The organism is Kaistella sp. CFF1-2 (assembly GCF_059509915.1).
Map to the genome: position 1 here is coordinate 574,326 of NZ_JCAKLF010000002.1, position 19,197 is coordinate 593,522.

The window sequence follows — 19,197 nt, forward strand, 5'->3', positions numbered from 1 at the left end:
AAATATTACTTCCGAAGCATTTCCGTATGCGGAATATCATCTTCCGGATATTTTTTTCCTGTATCAACAAAACCAAAAGATCCGTAAAAATCAAGTAAATAATCTTGAGCTGAAATTCGAATTTTAGAAGTATGAAAAACGTTTTCAATGCACGAAACGGCATACACCATCATTTGCTTTCCTACGCCACTTCTCCTACTCTTTTCCGTTGTTAAAACACGACCAATAGATGCTTCTGGATATTTAATTCCCTGAGAAAACAAACGACAATACGCCCAAACCTCTCCTTCATTTTCTGCCCATAGATGCAATGCTTTTTCATCCGCTCCATCGGTATCGAGGTAAGGACAGTTTTGTTCTACAACAAAAACCTCATTTCGCGCTTTTAAAATTTGATACAACTCTTTTGTTGAAATCTCATCAAATGTTTTAGCCTTCCAAACCAGTTTGCTCATCAAATCGAATATTGTTTTCTTTCAAATATGCGTTCATATCTTGAATGTAATCCAAAATAGCACCTCCTCCCTCTTTCTTTTCGGCCGAAGTCACATACATCATAGGCGCTTCTTCCCACGTTTTCAAAAGCTCTTGCTTATAAACTTCTACATTTTTCACTGCTGCATTGGGTTTTAATTTATCCGCTTTGGTAAAAACAATCGAAAACGGAACACCGCTTTCACCACACCATTCGATAAATTCTAAATCAATTTTTTGCGGCGTATGACGAACATCAACCAAAACAAAAAGATTCACCAAGTTCTTTCTGTTCAATATATAATTGGTAATCAGTTTTTCAAAATCCTTTCGCGTTGATTTGGAAACTCTCGCGTATCCATAACCAGGCAAATCGGTAAGAAACCACTCTTCATTCACCAAAAAATGATTGATAAGTTGAGTTTTTCCTGGTGTTCCCGATGTTTTCGCGAGATCCTTTTTGTTCATGATCGCATTAATAAGCGACGATTTCCCAACATTGGATCGCCCAATAAAAGCATATTCGGGCATTATAGGCTCTGGACATTCTTGCCAACGCCCACTACTTTTTACAAAATCTGATGTTTTAATAACCATACTGATAAAAATAAAGCCATTAAGAAATCTCAATGGCTTGTGAATTTATTGAATACTTTTTAACCAATTATAGAGAATCTCGTTAAACTCTTTTGGTTTTTCCATCATGGCCGCATGTCCACATTGCTCAATCCAAAAAAGACTGGAGTTGGGGATGTATTTATGCATATCTTCGGCCACTTCTGGTGGTGTTACATTATCTTGTCTTCCCCAAATAATGCACGTCGGGCATTTTATATTTGGTAAGTCGTTTAGCATATTGTGTTTGATGGCGCTTCTTGCTAGCATCACCGTTTTTATGCCTTTCATTCGGTCGTTTACAATCCCAAAAACCTCATCCACCAATTCGTCGGTGGCAACATCGGGATCATAGAAAACCTCTTGAGTCTTTCTTTTAATATAGTCTTTATCGCTTTTTCTTGGAAAACTATCTCCAAAAGTACGTTCGTAAAGTCCAGAACTTCCTGTAAGAACTAAATTCTGTATAAGATCAGGCCTTGTTGTTGTCAAAATTAGGCCAATATGCCCTCCCATCGAGTTTCCAACAATGGTAACCGGTTCCTGTATATGTTCGTCGATAAATTTAGCAACATATTTTGCTATAGCGCTCAAATTGGTATTAAGCACTGGCAAATCGTAGATGGGCAATTGTGGCACCACTACTTTGTAACCTCTCTCAGAAAAGAAACGGATCATTTGATCAAAATTACTTAGCCCGCCCATGAGCCCATGAAGCAGGACAAGGGGATGTCCTTCCCCCTCTTCGATAAAGTTAAATTTCTTTTCCTTTTTAGTTTTAAAAATCATACATCAACTGTAATGAAACGCAAAAATACAAAATCTCAAATCGTGAAGGAGCAAATTAAGAAAGAATTTAGCCAAAATCAAGGTTTTTTTCAAGTTTTTATATTCAGCTAATATCAAAACCCCAAGATTTCTAATTCGAGAATTCCAGAAAAATGCTTTCAAACTAAATTTTTAGGTTCTACTCAGCCATGAATGAAGCGGTTACAAAATCGAAAATTAATTTATGCTAAATTAGTTTTCCACAGGAGACGTTCTTTCCTTGCAAGCAGTTCTTTTTGTCCCTACGTTTGCAAAAATTTTGGGAAAAACTCCTATCAAATCCTTCTAAAAATTCTAAGAAAATGGACTTCCTTTTTAATCCGCTGTCAATCAATTTTTCAGCAATAAAATCAAAAATCGAAGCTTGTTCTTGGGTTGATTAAAATTCAATTAATCAGCATTTTACATCAAAAATTCAAAATTTATCCACATTAAGTCAAAAAGTGGGAAAAAGTGGGAAAGTTTAGAAATAATTATATAAATTTGTCCCAAATGAATTATTTTTTTGAGACATACGAATGCAAAATTGATGAGAAAGGCAGGCTGAAATTGCCGACTGCTCTTATGAAACATTTGCAAAACTTTCCTGACAACGAGCTCGTTGTTAAGAGAGCCGTGTTTCAAAAATGTTTAGAAGTTTACCCGCTGCAACCTTGGGATAAGCTCATGAACAAGATCAATGGACTGAATCGTTTTGTTAAGAAAAATGCTGATTTCATCCGTCTTTTTACAGCTGGAGTGAAAAAAGTAGAAGTTGATAAAGCGGAAAGAATTTTGGTTCCGAAAGATCTAAAAACATTTGCTAACCTTCAGAAAGAAATTGTGATTTCGGGAGTTGGTGAATTTTTTGAAATCTGGGATAAAGAAGCTTATGAAGAAAACATCAAAACCAATGAAGCAGATTTTGCATCGCTTTCAGAAGAGGTGATGGGTTCCATCGATTTTACAGAAGATAATTCGTAATTGTGTTGCAGCACATAAAAAAGCACAACATCAAAAACTAAAAGAAAATGTATCATAATCCGGTTTTGCTGAAGAAAAGTGTGGATGATCTGGTGACCAATCCAGACGGAATCTATGTGGATTGCACCTTTGGTGGAGGCGGCCACTCACGAGAAATCTTAAGCCGACTTTCCGAAAAGGGTAAATTGTATTCTTTTGATCAGGATTTGGATGCCTTAAAAAATACAATCGACGACCCTCGTTTTACCCTAATTAATCAGAATTTTCGATTTTTAGAAAATTCACTTTTAATGTATGGCGTTTCTCAAGTGGACGGTGTTTTAGCGGATTTGGGTGTATCATCGCATCAATTTGACGAAGCAGAACGTGGTTTTTCCACAAGAAACGATGGCCCATTGGATATGCGAATGAATGTTTTGCAAACGCTAAATGCTCAAAAAGTAATTAATGAGTATGAAGAAGAACAATTGGCGGACATTTTTTACCATTATGGAGAGCTTCGCGAAGCACGAAAATTAGCAAGAACCATTGTTAATCATAGAAAAACAGGAAAACTAAAAACAACGGAAGACTTGAAAAAAGTATTCAGTTTTATTCCTGCTCACAAGCAAAATAAATTTTTTGCGCAGATATTTCAAGCCATCCGTATTGAAGTAAATGAAGAATTGGAGGTTTTGAAGGAAATGTTGCAGCAAGCATACAATGTTTTGAAGCCCGAAGGACGATTGGTGGTGATTTCATATCACTCGCTAGAAGATCGATTGGTAAAGCGTTTCTTGAAAAACGGAATGTTTGAAGGGGAACCAGAACGGGATATTTATGGAAATTACAAAAAAGCATTTGAGTTGCTTCAGAGTAAAGCCATCATCCCAAATGATGATGAAATCGAGGAAAATTCTCGTGCACGAAGTGCAAAAATGAGAATCGGAATCAAAGTATAAAAAATAGATAAACACCGCTTTGGCGAAAAAAGGAACATATAAACCCAGCAAGAAACTCACTTTTATGGATATCATAAAAGGAAATTTCTTGAATCGTGACGAACTCAAAACGCATTACAAGTATTTCTTGTTGATTTTTGTGTTGATGATGATCATGATTTACTCCAACCACTTGGTAGGAGCCAAAATCGAAAGGGTAAATGAGCTAAAAGAGCAAACCGAGGAATACAAATCTCGAAATGCATACGCTCAAAGTAAGTTGATTAAAGTAAAAATGGAATCTGAGCTTGGGAAGCAAATGGTGAAAGACTCGCTTTTACCACTTGAAAGTCACCCACATAAGCTATTAATAAAATTGGACAGCACAGCGAATGGCACAACAAAATGAGTACGATCTAAAGCGCAAAAAAACATTGCGATGGGGCTACCTTTTTACGGCGGCAGCATTCGTCTTATTCGCTATTTTCCTTGGGAGAATTATTATTCTTCAAAACACCAATGTTGAGGAAATTAAAGCTGATTATATCAACAAGAATTATCGTGAAGCAACTTTAAAAGCAGCTCGTGGAAACTTATATGCTGCGGACGGATCCATCTTGGCAACAACCGTTATGCGTTACGATATCTATTTGGATTTCAAAACAATACGCGATACCGTTTACAAAAATAATATTGGGGCTCTAACGGATTCGTTAAGTGCGATGTTTGGAAAACCAAGAAGTCATTACCGTTCTATTTTTGATCAACAAAAAGCGAAGAAAAACCAATATTATGGTTTGGTAAAAGGCTTAGATTTCGATGAATACGATCGAATTCGAAATTTCCCAATCTTCAAAAAAGGAAAAAATCGCGGTGGATTTATCGTTGATAGAAAATATCGTAGAGAACTAGCAACCTCCGAAATTGGAGCTGGAACCATCGGAATGGACAATGGAACCTACAAATCAGGTTTAGAAGGTGCTTTTTCCAAATATCTTTCTGGTGTTGACGGAACACGGTACGAGCAAAGAGTCAACTCTTCTCAATGGAAACCAATTGATTACTGGAAAGTTCGTGACCCGATCGATGGACAAGATGTTTACACGACGTTGGATTTGCGAATTCAAGATATTGCAAGTTCAGCTTTAGAAAAACAATTGACTCAATTCGATGCAGAACACGGAACTGTGATTGTTATGGAAGTCGAAACGGGGAAAGTTAAAGCTTTAGTCAACCTTAAAAGAACCGAATCTGGAGTTTATGTTGATGCCTACAATTACGCATTGAAAGATGGAATTGAGCCGGGTTCAACATTCAAAACGGTTTCGCTTTTGGCGGCAATGGATGATGGGTTTATTGATGAAAATACAACGGTAAATGTTGGTGGTGGCGTTTGGAATTACGCTGGACAACGAATTTCTGATGGTCATGGCGGTGGAACGTACGACATCAGCGATGTTTTGGCTAAATCAAGTAATGTCGGAACAGCCAAGTTAATTACAAAATACTATGCGGATAAACCTCAAGTGTTCCTAGATCATTTGAAGCGTTGGAAAATGATGGATCGATTGGATTTAGAAGTTCCGGGAGCAACAAAACCGTTTGTTTATACCCCTGGGCATTCTAAATGGAGCAAAGGAACTTTTGCATCGACATCGTTTGGATACGCAACCAACTATAATATTTTGCAATTAACCACTTTTTACAATGGAGTTGCGAATGGTGGAACTATGCTAAAGCCTTTGTTCATTGATAAAATCATGAAAGATGGTAAAGTAACGTTTCAGTCCCAACCATCAGTTATGGTGAAGAAAATGGCTTCAGAAAAAGCCATAAAAATGATGACAAGTGCTTTGACAAAAGCGGTCGAAAAAGGAACTGGACGAAGCATTTTTACGCCTAACCTGAAAATGGCAGGGAAAACAGGAACCGCTCGTTTCGAGTATTGGCTGCCTGGCCCAATGAAATACCGTGCGTCTTTTGCTGGTTTTTATCCTGCAGACAAACCAAAATATACATGTTATGTCATGGTTAGTGAACCGGATGTTTCTAAAGGTTTTTACGGCGGAACCGTTGCCGCACCAGTTTTTAAAGAAATTGCTGGTAAAACTTTCTTAAAAACACCACAAAACATCGAAAAAGAAATGTTGGTGGATCGTAAGGTGGATTTAGGAAAAATGGTTGCACCAAACACGAAAGTGCAAGTGAGCCAAGGAAGTATGCCCGACGTTGTCGGTTTAATAGGAAAAAACGTGATTCCACAATTGGAAAACGATGGCTATAGAGTAGATTATAAAGGCGTTGGAAAGATTAAAGATCAGTTTCCTAGCGCTGGAACTGTAATCAAAAAGAACCAAAGAATCTACCTAACATTACAAAATTAAGAATGAGACTAACAGAACTTTTAAATAGAATTCCCACTTTGGAAACGATCGGAACTCTTGAAAAAGAGATTGAAAACATCGTTTTCGACAGCCGTTTAGCGAAAGCAAACGCGCTGTATGTTGCCATTCCTGGAACTCAAGTTGACGGGCATTCGTTTATAGATTCTGCGATTGAAAAAGGAGCGAACGTTGTTGTTTGTGAAACTCTTCCTTCAACAAGAAATGAAGTAGTAACCTATATTCAAGTTAAAAACTCTTCGAAAGCATTAGGAAAATTAGCTTCCAATTTTTACGGAAATCCTTCTGAGAAAATCAACTTAATTGGAATTACAGGAACGAATGGAAAAACAACCTCAACAACGTTGTTGTTTGAACTTTTTACCAATTTAGGTTTCAAATGTGCGTTGATTTCAACAGTTGAAATTCGTATTGGAAACCAATTTTTTCCTTCAACGCATACCACTCCAGATATTCTGAATATCAATAGAATTTTAAATGACGCTTTGGAATCAGGTTGTGAATACGCTTTTATGGAAGTTAGTTCTATCGGCGTACATCAAAACAGAACCGAAGGTTTACATTTCAAAATTGCTGGATTTACCAATCTTACGCATGATCATTTGGATTATCACCATACGTTTGATGAATATTTAAAAGCTAAAAAGCGCTTTTTTGATGAACTTTCATCGGAAGCAATTGCCATCACCAATATTGATGACAAAAACGGAATGGTGATGCTGCAAAATACATCAGCAAAGAAAAAAACGTATGCATTAAAAACTTTAGCAGATTTCCACGGAAAGCTTTTAGAAGCGGATCTGAATGGAATGTTGTTGAACTTTAATGGACATGAACTTTGGACAACATTAACAGGGAAATTCAATGCCTACAACTTGCTTTTAGCGTATGCAACGGCGGTTGAATTAGGTTTTGATGAAACCGATGTTTTGAAAGCCATTTCCAGTTTACACCGTGTGAAAGGTCGATTTGAAACAATCAAATCACCATCAGGGATTTTCTTCATCGTGGATTATGCGCATACGCCAGATGCTTTGGCGAATGTCTTGGACACGATCAACGAGATCAGAACAAAAAACGAACGTTTAATCACGGTTTTCGGTTGTGGAGGTGATCGCGATCATGCAAAAAGACCCGAAATGGGGAAAATTGCGACTCGAAAATCGACGTTAGCGATTATCACTTCGGACAATCCTCGAAGTGAAGAGCCTGGTCAAATTATAAAAGAAATTGAAAACGGGGTAGAGCCTCAGTATTTCAGCAAATATACTTCGATTCCGGATCGAAGAGAAGCGATAAAAATGGCCATCAAATTTGCCGAACCTAAAGATATCGTTGTTGTTGCCGGAAAAGGCCACGAAAACTATCAAGAAATCAAAGGGCAGAAGCATCATTTTGATGACAAAGAAACAATACAGGAACTGCTACAGTTAATGGGTAAATAAACAAAAAGAGAACGCATGTTATACTATCTATACGAATATCTTTCAGCAAACGGAATCCACATTCCGGGAATGAACTTGCTAAAATACATCTCCTTCCGAGCTGGAATGGCGGTATTGATGTCTCTTTTCATCGCCTTGGTTTACGGGAAAAAAATCATCAATTTTTTACGTAGAAAACAAATGGGCGAATTGGTTCGTGATCTTGGTTTAGCGGGGCAAAAACAAAAAGAAGGAACACCAACGATGGGTGGACTAATCATCATTATTGCAACATTGATTCCCGTTCTTTTGTTTACAAGATTTACCAATGTGTATATCGTATTGCTTATTATCACGGTAATTTGGATGGGAGCCATCGGTTTCTTAGACGACTATCTGAAGAAAATAAAGAAAAATAAAGACGGACTTAGCGGAAAATTTAAAATTATTGGTCAAGTTGGATTGGGACTAATTGTGGGCATAACCATGTTCTACAACTCCAATATTACCATTAAAAGAAAGTATTCTGACAACAATGTTGTCAACCGAAATAATGTTGAGCAAAACTTTATGCCAGCAGAAAAAGAAGTGGTTTCTACCGTTCCTTTTGCGAAAAATAACGAATTTGATTACAGTCAAATTCTATTTTGGATGGATGAAGATGAGCGTCAGGAATGGGCTTGGATAGTTTTTATTCCCATTGTAATTTTCATCGTAACTGCCGTGTCTAACGGAGCCAATATTACCGATGGAATTGATGGTTTAGCAGCCGGAACAAGTGCGGTCATTTTATTAACATTGGCCTTTTTCGCCTACGTTTCTGGAAACATCATTTTTGCAGATTATCTCAACATCATGTTCCTCCCCAATATGGGTGAAACAACGATTTTTGCCGTCGCCATGGTGGGTGCGGTCATCGGATTTTTCTGGTACAACACCTATCCTGCGCAAGTATTCATGGGCGATACGGGAAGTTTAATGTTGGGTGGAGTTATCGCGGTTTTAGCGATTATTCTAAGAAAGGAATTGCTAATACCAATTCTTTGTGGAATTTTCCTAATCGAAAACCTTTCTGTAATGCTTCAGGTAGCGGTTTTCAAATACAGAAAAAGAAAATATGGGCTGGAATATGCTCAAAATAATAGACTTTTCAGAATGTCTCCTTTGCATCACCATTTCCAAAAAGGAGGTTTTCATGAAAGCAAAATTGTGAACAGAATGATCATTATTGGAGTTATGTTGGCAATTGTATGTCTCATCACTCTAAAAGTAAGATAACAGTATGAAAATAGTAGTATTAGGCGGTGGAGAAAGTGGTTTTGGTGCAGCGTACCTTGCCAAAAAGAAAGGATTGGAGGTTTTCTTATCCGACAAGGGAAAGATACGCGACAACTACAAAAAGCTTTTAGAGGAAAATGACATTCCGTTTGAAGAGGAAAAACATGACGAAGACCGAATTTTAGCTGCTGATTGGATTGTAAAATCTCCAGGGATTCCTAAAAAAGCGGAAATCATTGCAAAGATTCAAGCGAAAGGAATTCGACTATCCTCTGAAATTGAATTTGCATCCGAATTCACAACGGCAAAAACCATTGCGATTACAGGAAGTAACGGAAAAACAACGACCACGTCTTTAATCTATCATATTTTAAAAAATGACGGATTGAATGTTGGTTTAGGTGGAAATATCGGAAAAAGCTTTGCAAAGCAAGTCGCTGATGAAAGTTTTGAATACTATGTTTTGGAGGTAAGTTCTTTTCAACTAGATGATATTCAAAATTTTAGACCATATATTTCTCTGTTGTTGAATTTGTCTCCGGATCATTTGGATCAATACAACTACGATTATGAAGAATATGCTTTAGCGAAATTCAGAATTGCAGAAAATCAAGAGAATGACAATTACTTCATTTACAACAAAGACGATGAAATGAGTCAAAATCTTTTGAAAAAATTGGAAATTAAGGCGCAGAAAATTCCTTTTTCCATGAAAGAAAAAGTGAAAGAAGGTGGTTATTTTGATGAAGGAAAAATGGTGGTAAAAATCGGAAACGATTTCACCATGAATGTAGAAGAATTGAGTATCCGTGGACAACATAACGTCGCAAACAGTTTAGCAGCGTCTATTGCAGGGAAGCTTTTAAACATCAGCAACGAAAGTATCAGAAACTCATTAATGACCTTCCAAGCGGTAGAACATCGATTGGAGTTTGTTGGTGAAATTGACGGTGTGCAATACATCAACGATAGTAAGGCTACTAACGTAAATGCAACGTATTACGCCTTGGAAAGTATGACCAGACCAACGATTTGGATTGTTGGTGGAAAAGATAAAGGAAACGACTATACCGAGATTGAAGACTTGGTAAAGAAGAAAGTAAAAGCGATTGTTTGTTTAGGATTAGACAACGATAAGATTATTGATTTCTTCCGCGATAAAAAGGAACAAATTTACGATACATCTTCTATGGAAGATTGCGTAAAAGTGTGCAAATCATTAGCAGAAAGTGGCGATACCGTATTGCTTTCTCCATGTTGTGCAAGTTTCGACCTTTTTAACAGCTATGAAGATCGAGGCGAGCAGTTTAAAAAAGCCGTGTTGGCAAACTAAGTTACGATGAACGAGCAAACAACAGAAAAGAAAATAGATTGGCTGAAAGGCGATAAGGTCTTATGGACGGTGATTATCTTAATCTCCATGTTTTCCATATTTCCGGTGTATTCTGCCAGTTCCAATCTAGAATATGTTGTGAATACCGGAACAACAACCAGCCATGTGATTAAACATATGGGATTTGTTGTTGTGGGCTTACTCATCATGCGAGGCGTACAATCTTTCCGATACGAATACATAGGGAAGCTCAGCAGTATTTTGCTTTTTATCACCATTGTCATGTTGGGATTAACGTTCTTCTCAGGTCAGACGATTGATGGAGCGAGTGCGAGCAGATGGCTTAAAATCCCGGGAACACCGATTTCCTTTCAACCATCGACGTTTGCGTATTTGATGCTAATCATCTATCTGTGTCGTTATTTAACAAAAAAAATCAACCGAGAACGGCTTCCAATAGAGAATATCCTCTATATTTTTGGACCTATTTTATTGGTTTTTGTCTTGGTTGCAAAAGATAACGGATCAACCGCTTTGATGATTATGATGGTCTCTATCGCTGTTTTAATCGTGGGACAATTGAATTGGAAATACGTCGCCGGATTTATATCAACAGCTGTAGTAGCAACGATACTATTCCTTTTGGTGGCTTTAAATACGAACATGATTGGTGGAAACCGTGTTCACACATGGATGAGTCGTATTGAAACATTTACGAGTTCGAAAGCCAATGCCGATGTTGAGGACGAAAGCGTAAAAGCCAAAAACTATCAGGTAATGCAAGCCAAAGCAGCAATCGTGCATGGTGGAATTACGGGAATGGGACCTGGAAAAAGTGCATTAAAACAGATGCTTCCTCAGTCGGCTTCCGATTTCATCTTTGCGATTATTGTCGAGGAATATGGCTTTTTTGGTGCCTTTACGCTCATTGCATTGTATTTAATTATGATCATCCGGATTGTGATGATTGCGAGTAAAATGCCAGCCTTTTTCGGCTCGTTGCTCGTGATTGCCTTGGGCTTAATGATCTTCGTTCAGCTCTCAGTAAACATTGCCGTCGCCGTGAATCTCATTCCGGTTACGGGGCAGCCTTTACCGCTGATTAGTTATGGAGGAACATCGATGTTGGTAACCTACATTCAATTAGGAATTATCCTGAATGTAAGTTCCAGAATCCAAGTTTACGATGAAGAAGGAATAGGAAAAAAACAAAGTATTACAGAAATAAACGATATCGCTTAAAAGCAAACAAAATGGACAAAAAATTGAAAGTAATCATGAGTGGTGGTGGTACCGGAGGACATATCTTCCCGGCGATTGCTATTGCGCAGGAAATCCAAAAAAGATATCCGGATGCTGAGTTTTTGTTCATCGGTGCTTTGGGTAAAATGGAAATGGAAAAAGTTCCGCAAGCAGGATTCCGAATTGAAGGCTTAAACATCGCCGGATTCGATCGTGGAAACCTTTTGAAAAACCTAAGCTTACCTTTCAAAGTTCTTTCCAGTTTTGCGAAAGCGAAAAAGCTAATTCAGGAATTCAAACCTGATTTTGCCGTAGGAACAGGAGGTTTTGCGAGTGGACCAGCGTTGCAAAAAGCATCGCAATTGGGCGTCCCTATTTTTGTTCAAGAACAAAACTCATTGCCTGGGAAAACCAACATCTTTTTGGGTAAAAAAGCGCAAACGGTTTTCACTGCCTATCCGAATATGGAGCATTTCTTCAAAGGAACACCCGTTTCTTTTTTAGGAAATCCAATTCGTCAAAACATTTTGACTGATAAATTGGAAACGGCGGCGGCTAAAGAAAAATTTGGTTTAGATCCATCTAAACTAACCATACTTTCCGTTGGTGGTTCTCTAGGGTCACGAACGTTAAACAACGGTTGGAAGTCGAATCTTAAGGCTTTAAAAGAAGCGGGCTATCAGGTGATCTGGCAAACGGGTAAAACCGATTATCAGGAAATCAATGCGAACGAAGAAATTAAAGCATTGGGAAATCAGGTTCAAGTTCGTGAATTTATTTTGGATATGCCTTTAGCGTATTCTGCAGCAGATGTTATTGTTTCGAGAGCGGGCGCAATTGCAATTTCAGAATTGGCAGTGGCACAAAAACCCGTGCTTTTGGTTCCGTTTCCGTTTGCAGCGGAAGATCATCAAACCAAAAACGCATTGACATTAGTCGAAAAAAATGCAGCAAGAATGGTTAAAGACACGGAAATGAATGACTTATTTTGGTCTACATTAACGGAAATCTGCTCGGATGCTGAATTAAGAAAAACCATGTCCGACAATCTCGGCTTCTTTGCGAAACCAAAAGCAACAGAGCAAATTGTAGACGAAATTTTAAAGAAAGTAAAAATCACTCTTTAACCAGAGTTAATAGATAAAACGATGAGTATTTTAAACACATACAACACCTTCTATTTTGTAGGAATCGGCGGAATCGGAATGAGCGCTTTAGCGCGTTATTTTCATTCGTCGGGTGGTCGCGTTTTGGGTTATGATAAAACCGAAACAAAGCTTACCAAAGTCTTGCAACAAGAAGGAATTGAAATTGTTTTTCAAGACCTCATCGATGATAAAGTAACGACCTTAGACCCTGAAAAAACGTTAGTGATTTACACGCCAGCCATCAAGAAATTGGATATTCTTCAACATTTAATGGAAAACAACTTTACGGTTCTGAAAAGAGCAAAAGTTTTAGGTTTAATCACCGAGCATACCAACTGTATTGCGGTTGCAGGAACGCATGGAAAAACCACAACGTCAACTTTAGTTGCGCATTTGTGTAAAGAAGCAAATCTTCCGTTTTCATGTTTTTTGGGTGGAATTTCGGAGAATTTTAAATCGAATTTTCTTTACAACGGAAACGAAATCTCGGTTGTTGAAGCCGATGAATACGATCGTAGCTTTCTGAATTTGCATCCCAATTGGGCGGTGGTAACGTCTATTGATGCGGATCATTTGGATATTTATGGCGATACGCAGCATATTGAGCAAAGTTTTAGAGATTTTGCGGCTTTGGTTCCGAATGACAATCAATTGTTCGTTCGAAAAGGAATTGATATTGGGCGACCTCATCAAACGTATGCGGTAAACCAAGAAGCCGATTTTTATTCTGATGGGTTGAAAATTGAAGGCGACACGATGTTCTTCAACTTTCATGACGGAACGGAAAGTCATGCATTTCAATGGCAAATTCCAGGCATCCATAATGTTGAAAATGCAACGGTAGCAATTGCTATGCTTAGAAAAATGGGTGTTGATTATGACACGTTGAAAAAGGCAATTGCATCATTTAAAGGAATTAAAAGAAGATATACGAAACATATTTTCGATACGGGGAAAATCTATATTGACGATTATGCGCATCATCCAACGGAATTGAATGCGGTGATTGGTTCCATTAAAACTTTTTACCCAGGGAAAAAATTGTTAGTGGCATTTCAACCGCATTTGTTCAGCCGAACTCGCGATTTCGCAGATGGTTTTGCAGAAAGCCTAGAAAGTGCCGATGAACTCATCCTTTTGGACATTTATCCAGCGCGTGAACTTCAAGAAAACTACGAAGGGATCACCTCGGATTGGTTGTTAGAAAAAGTGGATTTGCAAGCGAAAGAAATTTCCTCTTTAGCGGAAGCGTTTGACAAGATTAAATCGAAAGATTTTGACATTCTTTTAACGGTGGGAGCAGGAAATATCGATACGCTTTATGATCCTATTGTAGAGTGGCTTAGTAAAAGAGAATAACAATGAAATCTAAATTTTTCATCATACTGCTCAGTTGTTATTTTGGATTTGTGCATTCGCAAATCAAAACGGATACAACGGAAGTCGCAAGAATTAACAAGTATGTTGAAAGTTTAAATAAAAAAGTAAAAGACTATCATTTTGAAAGAAATGATGGCAAGAAAATAATCAAATATGAATACTCAAAACTGGGGGATGAAATTGTACGAATTCAACGGAGATGGGAACTAAAAAACGGAGAATATATTGATACGTATCAACAATATTTCTACCTAGAAAAAGGAAAAAAAGTATTTGCTGAGGACGCAGTAAGCTATCAAAAAGAAAACGATTCGGAAGACGGTGGAATTTGGAATTGCCGCTTTTGGATCAAGAACAATGAAGTGATAAACATAACGTCTTTAGGACACGGGAAAACAGAAGATGATAGTTGGGATTACGACAAAGAACTAAAAGAAAACTTTGAGTTTATGTTGAAAACCGTACGAAAAGAAGACGAAAAAAAAGGAGGTCAAAAATAAAATGAAAAATAAGTACAGAATACTAAAAATCTTGGTTACAGTAATCCTTTTAGGGTTTCTGCTAAGCTTCTCGTTGAAGCGCTTCGGCAATCAGAAAATGACCAAGGAAATGGTATCTGTAAAGCTAAACGACAGCAGCACGCCCGTTTATTTTGTCGATGAAAAAGACATCAAAAAAATTGTAGAAAAAAACAATCCTTCGCAACGAATTGGAGATGTTGATATCCCACAATTAGAAAAGAAAATAAACGCAATGCCAGCTGTGGATAGCGCTAATGTTTATCTAAACCTGAATGGAAAATTGAACTTGGATATCAAGCAACGTGTTCCTGTGTTTAGAATGAATTATAAAGACCAAGATTTTTATGTGGATGAAAAAGGAGTCGAGTTTCCGATTTCGAAAAACTATTCGCATCCATGCATGTTGGTTACAGGAAATATTAAAAAAGAAGATTATCCGAAATTGGTAGAATTGGTGAAAAAAATTAATGCGGATGACTTCAGCAAGAAGTATTTCATCGGGGTTTCCAAAGAAAAAGGAAGCTATAATTTATTAACCAGCGAAGGAAATTATAAAGTAGAAATTGGAGATTTAGATCATATCGAATTCAAAGTAAAAGGCTTCAAAACCTTTGTAGAAAAGTATTTGGTGTATCAAGATCCTCAGAAATACAATAAGATTTCGGTACGTTATCAAAATCAAATTGTAACGACATTAAATCCCTATTTTAAGGGTAATGACAGCATTATCCAAGTAGGAAAGAAGAGTTTAGCCAAAGAGATTGTGGTGCCTACACCAACACAAACGGTGAAACCAAAAACAACACAGAAAACCAATTGATAGAAAATAATAAATACAAACAAATCAAATCGATATAAACAAATGGAAAATCAAGAGTATTCAGTAGGACTGGACATTGGGACAACCAAAATTGTCGCCATTGTCGGGAAGCGCAATGCTCACGGGAAAATTGAAGTTCTCGGAGTAGGCCGCTCCAAAAGTCTTGGCGTTCACAAGGGAATTGTGAACAACATTTCGCAAACCATCAGCTCTATTAAAAAAGCGATTGGGGAGGCAGAGAAAAGTGCAGGAGTACCTATCCACAAAGTAACGGTAGGTATCGCTGGCAAGCACATTAGATCATTACAGCATTCGGATTACATCATGCGTGAGAAGCCAGAAGATTTCATCACGGAAGATGACATCGAAGCGCTTAAAGATCAAGTGAAAAAATTGGTTATGTTGCCAGGAGAAGAAATTATCCATGTTCTTCCACAAGAATATAAGGTTGATTCTGAAGGGGAAATTCATGAACCAATTGGGATGCACGGAAAGCGTTTGGAAGCTAATTTCCACGTGGTTGTAGGCCAAATGGGAAGCATCCGAAACATCGCTCGTTGCGTAAAAGAAGCGGGTCTAGAAATGGAAGCGCTTACGTTGGAGCCTTTAGCATCTTCGGAAGCCGTTCTTACCAAAGAGGAAAAAGAAGCAGGTGTTGCCATCGTAGATATCGGTGGTGGAACAACGGATATTGCGATTTTTAAAGACAATATCATCCGTCATACATGCGTCATTCCTTACGGTGGAGGTATCATTACAGATGACATCAAAGAAGGATGTTCTATCATTGAAAAGCATGCCGAGCAGTTGAAAGTTAAATTCGGTTCTGCACTTCCAGAAATGGAGCGTGACAGTACGTTTGTAACGATTCCTGGTTTGCACGGAAGACAAGACAAAGAGATTTCGCTAAAAACATTGGCGCAAATCATCAATGCTCGTGTAGAAGAGGTTTTGGATATGGTAAATACTGAACTGAAAGCGTACGGAGCATACGAACAAAAGAAAAAACTTATTGCTGGAATTGTATTGACTGGTGGTGGTTCGAATTTGAAGCACATTCGTCAATTAGCCAACTACACAACTGGGTTTGATAGCCGTTTAGGTTTTGCCAATGAATACATCGCAAACGATAAAAATCAATTGCTAAAAGGTCCTGAATTTGCTACGTCTATCGGGTTGTTGATGGAAAGCTTGAAAATCCGTGATAAGAAAACAAGTACGGCTGATATTTTTGAAGAAGAAGTTCTTCCTACAACTTCAACAACACCAACTGCAGAAACTGCTACAACAGAGGTTGCTGCCGTTGTTGACACTAGAGAAGAGCCACAAGCTCCACAAAAGCCACAAAAAGGAGGAACGGGAAAACCGACTTTCGGACAAGCTTTGATGGAAAAAGTAAAAAAATTCTTCGAAGAAGTAGAGTAGAACGAGCAATAGCAGGTATTTTTTAATTAATAAGAATAAAGAAAAACAAGATATGGAAGGATTCAGCACACAAGGATTTTCATTTGACTTACCAAAGGGAAATTCATCCATCATCAAAGTAATTGGTGTTGGTGGCGGTGGAAATAACGCTTTGAGACACATGTACGAAAAAGGTATTCATGGGGTAGATTTCGTTATTTGCAATACAGACGCTCAAACCTTAGACAATAATCCGGTAGCCAACAAAGTACAATTGGGTATTACCATGACCGAAGGTCTAGGAGCAGGAGCAGATCCAGAAGTGGGAGAAAAAGCAGCTCTAGAAAGCATCGATGACATCAAAGCTTCTCTAGGTCAAAATACAAAAATGGTGTTCATTACTGCCGGGATGGGTGGTGGTACCGGTACCGGTGCTGCGCCAGTAATCGCGAAAGTGGCAAAAGAAATGGGCATTTTAACGGTGGGTATCGTTACCGTACCGTTTAGTTTTGAAGGTAAAAGACGTCTTGATCAAGCCGAATTGGGTCTTGAAAAACTACGTAATAATGTCGATTCACTTATTGTCATCAACAATGATAAGTTGAGACAACAATTCGGAAATTTAGGATTCAAACAAGGATTTTCTAAAGCGGATGAAGTGTTAACGAACGCTGCAAAAGGAATGGCAGAAGTTATTACGGGTTATTTCGATGTCAATATTGACTTTAGAGATGCGAAATCGGTATTACAAAATTCTGGTACGGCATTAATGTCTACAGGAAGTGCATCTGGTGAAAACAAAGCAGAGGAAGCGGTTCGCAAGGCATTGGATTCTCCATTGTTGAACGATAACAAAATCACGGGAGCTCGCAATGTCTTATTATTAATCCGAAGCGGAAGCGAAGAAGCAACGATGGACGAAATCGGAATTATCAACGATTATATCCAAAGAGAAGCAGGAAATACGGCGGATATTATTTTCGGAGTTGGTTCGGATGAAGAATTAGGCGACGGAATCAGCGTATTGGTTATTGCTACGGGTTTTTCTAAAGACAATTGGAAACATTCGGGTCCTATTGAAAAAACAACGATTAAACTAAACGATCCGGTTGAAAGATCAAACCGTGAATCTCCGTTCAAAAGCAAGGCTGATCGTAATGAGGTTTCTAATCAATCAGCACCGAAGCAAAATTTCTTTCGGCTAGACGACGAAGAAAGTAATACACCTCAATTCAAAGCACAATCGGCGATTGAAACGCAAGTTGCTATTGAAGAATATCAGGAAACGCAAATCGTAGAACACGATAACGAACCTGAAGAAGAACTAAACCTTTTCTCGTACGGAGATTATGATGACGATTTAGAATCCGAATCTTTCTCTTTTGATGTTGAAGATCGTCCTGCAAAGGAAGAAACCACATTCAGCGTTCAAGAAGAGAAGCCAGTACAGGTTAATTTCAGCTTAGATGATTCTTTTGATACCGAAGAGACGTTTGAAGTAACGAACGAAGTGGTGAATGAAGAAATTTTGGAAGAACCAGTAGAAGATACGTTTGAAAAAACAGCGTTTAACTTCTCAATCGAAGAACCTATTTCTAAAAAAGTAGAAGAACCTATCGTTGAGGAAAAACCGGTTGAAAAGCAGCCTGAAATTACGCAAACGGAAGAGTTTACGTTCATCAACAAAACGACTTCAGAGCACGATCAAAAAGTATCCGAAAGACGTAATAAGTTGAAGGAATTCAATTCCCGTTATCAAAATGTAGATAACGATATGGAATTTGAGACGATTCCTGCATTTAAAAGAAAAAACATCAACCTAGACATGCCGAATGCGTCTAGTCAGCAGAACAATTTCTTTATGTCAGAAAACGATAAAGGCGATATTCAAATTCGAGAGAATCGTTTCCTAAACAAGGATGTTGACTAATTATTTTAACGAAAAATGAGTTTAGAAAATACCATAACAGAAGCAATTAAAACGGCAATGCGTGCTAAAGACAAAGTGGCTTTAGACTCATTACGCGCCGTAAAAGCACAAATTTTGTTGCTAAAAACCGAAGCTAAAGGTGCCGAGGTTTCTGCAGAACAGGAAATTGCCATCTTGCAACGCATGATTAAGCAAAGAAAAGATTCTTTCGAGCAATTTGCGGCACAAGGTAGAAACGACCTAGCTGAAGTAGAAGAAGCGCAAATGAAAGTGATAGAAACCTTCTTACCGAAACAACTTTCGGCAGAAGAACTAGAAACTGAAATGAAAAACATCATTGCAGAAGCGAAAGCAGAAAGCATCAAGGATTTGGGTAAAGTAATGGGTCTTGCATCCAAAGCTTTGGCTGGAAAATCCGATGGAAAAAGCATTTCAGAAATGGCGAAGAAACTTCTTTCTTAGCCTTGTAAATAAGGATATTCAACCTTTGCATATCGATTTGATTGAGCCTAGAA

At 38.0% G+C, this 19,197-nt stretch carries 18 protein-coding genes; 15 read left to right on the forward strand and 3 right to left on the reverse strand.

The genetic code is table 11. The annotated features are described in order from the left end of the window. Nucleotides 1-5: 5 nt before the first annotated feature. The 3 genes from AC5XHR_RS07785 to AC5XHR_RS07795 are packed head-to-tail and all read right to left on the reverse strand — an operon-like array spanning nt 6 to nt 1,878. A complete protein-coding gene (locus AC5XHR_RS07785) occupies nt 6-455 on the reverse strand; it encodes a GNAT family N-acetyltransferase (protein WP_495950209.1) in 450 nt (149 codons plus the stop codon). Further along, the gene (gene yihA / locus AC5XHR_RS07790) at nt 430-1,071 is read right to left on the reverse strand and encodes a ribosome biogenesis GTP-binding protein YihA/YsxC (RefSeq protein WP_495950210.1); all 642 of its coding nucleotides are present in this window, start codon (nt 1,069-1,071) and stop codon (nt 430-432) included. Before yihA ends, AC5XHR_RS07785 begins: the two co-directional genes overlap by 26 nt. Nucleotides 1,072-1,116: 45 nt before the next feature. After that, nucleotides 1,117-1,878, reverse strand: coding sequence for an alpha/beta fold hydrolase (locus AC5XHR_RS07795; protein WP_495950211.1), 762 nt, complete (start codon nt 1,876-1,878; stop codon nt 1,117-1,119). A 531-nt stretch (nt 1,879-2,409) separates the two neighbouring features. Here AC5XHR_RS07795 and mraZ point away from each other — a divergent pair. From mraZ to AC5XHR_RS07870, 15 genes are read left to right on the forward strand one after another with little or no spacing between them, the layout of a single operon-like run. After that, nucleotides 2,410-2,880 carry a division/cell wall cluster transcriptional repressor MraZ gene (mraZ, locus tag AC5XHR_RS07800; protein WP_495950212.1) on the forward strand — a complete coding sequence of 157 codons (471 nt, stop codon included), beginning with the start codon at nt 2,410-2,412 and terminating at the stop codon, nt 2,878-2,880. A gap of 47 nt (nt 2,881-2,927) precedes the next feature. Beyond that, nucleotides 2,928-3,821 carry a 16S rRNA (cytosine(1402)-N(4))-methyltransferase RsmH gene (gene rsmH / locus AC5XHR_RS07805; protein WP_495950213.1) on the forward strand — a complete coding sequence of 298 codons (894 nt, stop codon included), beginning with the start codon at nt 2,928-2,930 and terminating at the stop codon, nt 3,819-3,821. A 19-nt stretch (nt 3,822-3,840) separates the two neighbouring features. After that, nucleotides 3,841-4,209: an FtsL-like putative cell division protein gene (locus tag AC5XHR_RS07810; protein WP_495950214.1), complete on the forward strand. Its 369-nt coding sequence runs from the start codon at nt 3,841-3,843 to the stop codon at nt 4,207-4,209. Continuing rightward, nucleotides 4,193-6,184 carry a penicillin-binding transpeptidase domain-containing protein gene (locus tag AC5XHR_RS07815; RefSeq protein WP_495950215.1) on the forward strand — a complete coding sequence of 664 codons (1,992 nt, stop codon included), beginning with the start codon at nt 4,193-4,195 and terminating at the stop codon, nt 6,182-6,184. The genes AC5XHR_RS07810 and AC5XHR_RS07815 overlap by 17 nt, the downstream gene beginning before the upstream one ends. 2 nt (nt 6,185-6,186) lie before the next feature. Next, the gene (locus AC5XHR_RS07820) at nt 6,187-7,647 is read left to right on the forward strand and encodes a UDP-N-acetylmuramoyl-L-alanyl-D-glutamate--2,6-diaminopimelate ligase (RefSeq protein ID WP_495950216.1); all 1,461 of its coding nucleotides are present in this window, start codon (nt 6,187-6,189) and stop codon (nt 7,645-7,647) included. Nucleotides 7,648-7,662: 15 nt separating this feature from the next. Further along, complete coding sequence (gene mraY, locus AC5XHR_RS07825) at nt 7,663-8,904, forward strand: phospho-N-acetylmuramoyl-pentapeptide-transferase (RefSeq protein WP_495950217.1); 1,242 nt, start codon at nt 7,663-7,665, stop codon at nt 8,902-8,904. 4 nt (nt 8,905-8,908) lie between these two features. Beyond that, nucleotides 8,909-10,237 carry a UDP-N-acetylmuramoyl-L-alanine--D-glutamate ligase gene (murD, locus tag AC5XHR_RS07830; RefSeq protein WP_495950218.1) on the forward strand — a complete coding sequence of 443 codons (1,329 nt, stop codon included), beginning with the start codon at nt 8,909-8,911 and terminating at the stop codon, nt 10,235-10,237. 6 nt (nt 10,238-10,243) lie between these two features. Further along, a complete protein-coding gene (locus AC5XHR_RS07835) occupies nt 10,244-11,479 on the forward strand; it encodes an FtsW/RodA/SpoVE family cell cycle protein (RefSeq protein WP_495950219.1) in 1,236 nt (411 codons plus the stop codon). An 11-nt stretch (nt 11,480-11,490) separates the two neighbouring features. After that, entirely contained in the window at nt 11,491-12,606 is a 1,116-nt protein-coding gene (murG, locus tag AC5XHR_RS07840; RefSeq protein ID WP_495950220.1) for an undecaprenyldiphospho-muramoylpentapeptide beta-N-acetylglucosaminyltransferase, read from the forward strand. 21 nt (nt 12,607-12,627) lie between these two features. Next, nucleotides 12,628-13,986 carry a UDP-N-acetylmuramate--L-alanine ligase gene (gene murC / locus AC5XHR_RS07845; protein WP_495950221.1) on the forward strand — a complete coding sequence of 453 codons (1,359 nt, stop codon included), beginning with the start codon at nt 12,628-12,630 and terminating at the stop codon, nt 13,984-13,986. 2 nt (nt 13,987-13,988) lie between these two features. Beyond that, nucleotides 13,989-14,507 carry a hypothetical protein gene (locus AC5XHR_RS07850; protein ID WP_495950222.1) on the forward strand — a complete coding sequence of 173 codons (519 nt, stop codon included), beginning with the start codon at nt 13,989-13,991 and terminating at the stop codon, nt 14,505-14,507. A gap of 1 nt (nt 14,508) precedes the next feature. Beyond that, the gene (locus AC5XHR_RS07855) at nt 14,509-15,348 is read left to right on the forward strand and encodes a cell division protein FtsQ/DivIB (protein ID WP_495950223.1); all 840 of its coding nucleotides are present in this window, start codon (nt 14,509-14,511) and stop codon (nt 15,346-15,348) included. A 42-nt stretch (nt 15,349-15,390) separates the two neighbouring features. Next, nucleotides 15,391-16,773, forward strand: a complete 1,383-nt coding sequence (gene ftsA, locus AC5XHR_RS07860; protein ID WP_495950224.1) for a cell division protein FtsA — start codon at nt 15,391-15,393, stop codon at nt 16,771-16,773. A gap of 52 nt (nt 16,774-16,825) precedes the next feature. Continuing rightward, a complete protein-coding gene (gene ftsZ / locus AC5XHR_RS07865; RefSeq protein ID WP_495950225.1) occupies nt 16,826-18,682 on the forward strand; it encodes a cell division protein FtsZ in 1,857 nt (618 codons plus the stop codon). A gap of 15 nt (nt 18,683-18,697) precedes the next feature. Further along, the gene (locus AC5XHR_RS07870; RefSeq protein WP_495950226.1) at nt 18,698-19,144 is read left to right on the forward strand and encodes a GatB/YqeY domain-containing protein; all 447 of its coding nucleotides are present in this window, start codon (nt 18,698-18,700) and stop codon (nt 19,142-19,144) included. Nucleotides 19,145-19,197 lie beyond the last annotated feature (53 nt).

Coding starts and splice junctions, on each gene's coding strand:
- AC5XHR_RS07785 (WP_495950209.1), bottom strand. CDS start 455: ATGAGCAAACTGGTTTGGAAGGCTAAAACATTTGATGAGATTTCAACA.
- yihA (WP_495950210.1), bottom strand. CDS start 1,071: ATGGTTATTAAAACATCAGATTTTGTAAAAAGTAGTGGGCGTTGGCAA.
- AC5XHR_RS07795 (WP_495950211.1), bottom strand. CDS start 1,878: ATGATTTTTAAAACTAAAAAGGAAAAGAAATTTAACTTTATCGAAGAG.
- mraZ (WP_495950212.1), top strand. CDS start 2,410: ATGAATTATTTTTTTGAGACATACGAATGCAAAATTGATGAGAAAGGC.
- rsmH (WP_495950213.1), top strand. CDS start 2,928: ATGTATCATAATCCGGTTTTGCTGAAGAAAAGTGTGGATGATCTGGTG.
- AC5XHR_RS07815 (WP_495950215.1), top strand. CDS start 4,193: ATGGCACAACAAAATGAGTACGATCTAAAGCGCAAAAAAACATTGCGA.
- AC5XHR_RS07820 (WP_495950216.1), top strand. CDS start 6,187: ATGAGACTAACAGAACTTTTAAATAGAATTCCCACTTTGGAAACGATC.
- mraY (WP_495950217.1), top strand. CDS start 7,663: ATGTTATACTATCTATACGAATATCTTTCAGCAAACGGAATCCACATT.
- murD (WP_495950218.1), top strand. CDS start 8,909: ATGAAAATAGTAGTATTAGGCGGTGGAGAAAGTGGTTTTGGTGCAGCG.
- AC5XHR_RS07835 (WP_495950219.1), top strand. CDS start 10,244: ATGAACGAGCAAACAACAGAAAAGAAAATAGATTGGCTGAAAGGCGAT.
- murG (WP_495950220.1), top strand. CDS start 11,491: ATGGACAAAAAATTGAAAGTAATCATGAGTGGTGGTGGTACCGGAGGA.
- murC (WP_495950221.1), top strand. CDS start 12,628: ATGAGTATTTTAAACACATACAACACCTTCTATTTTGTAGGAATCGGC.
- AC5XHR_RS07850 (WP_495950222.1), top strand. CDS start 13,989: ATGAAATCTAAATTTTTCATCATACTGCTCAGTTGTTATTTTGGATTT.
- AC5XHR_RS07855 (WP_495950223.1), top strand. CDS start 14,509: ATGAAAAATAAGTACAGAATACTAAAAATCTTGGTTACAGTAATCCTT.
- ftsA (WP_495950224.1), top strand. CDS start 15,391: ATGGAAAATCAAGAGTATTCAGTAGGACTGGACATTGGGACAACCAAA.
- ftsZ (WP_495950225.1), top strand. CDS start 16,826: ATGGAAGGATTCAGCACACAAGGATTTTCATTTGACTTACCAAAGGGA.
- AC5XHR_RS07870 (WP_495950226.1), top strand. CDS start 18,698: ATGAGTTTAGAAAATACCATAACAGAAGCAATTAAAACGGCAATGCGT.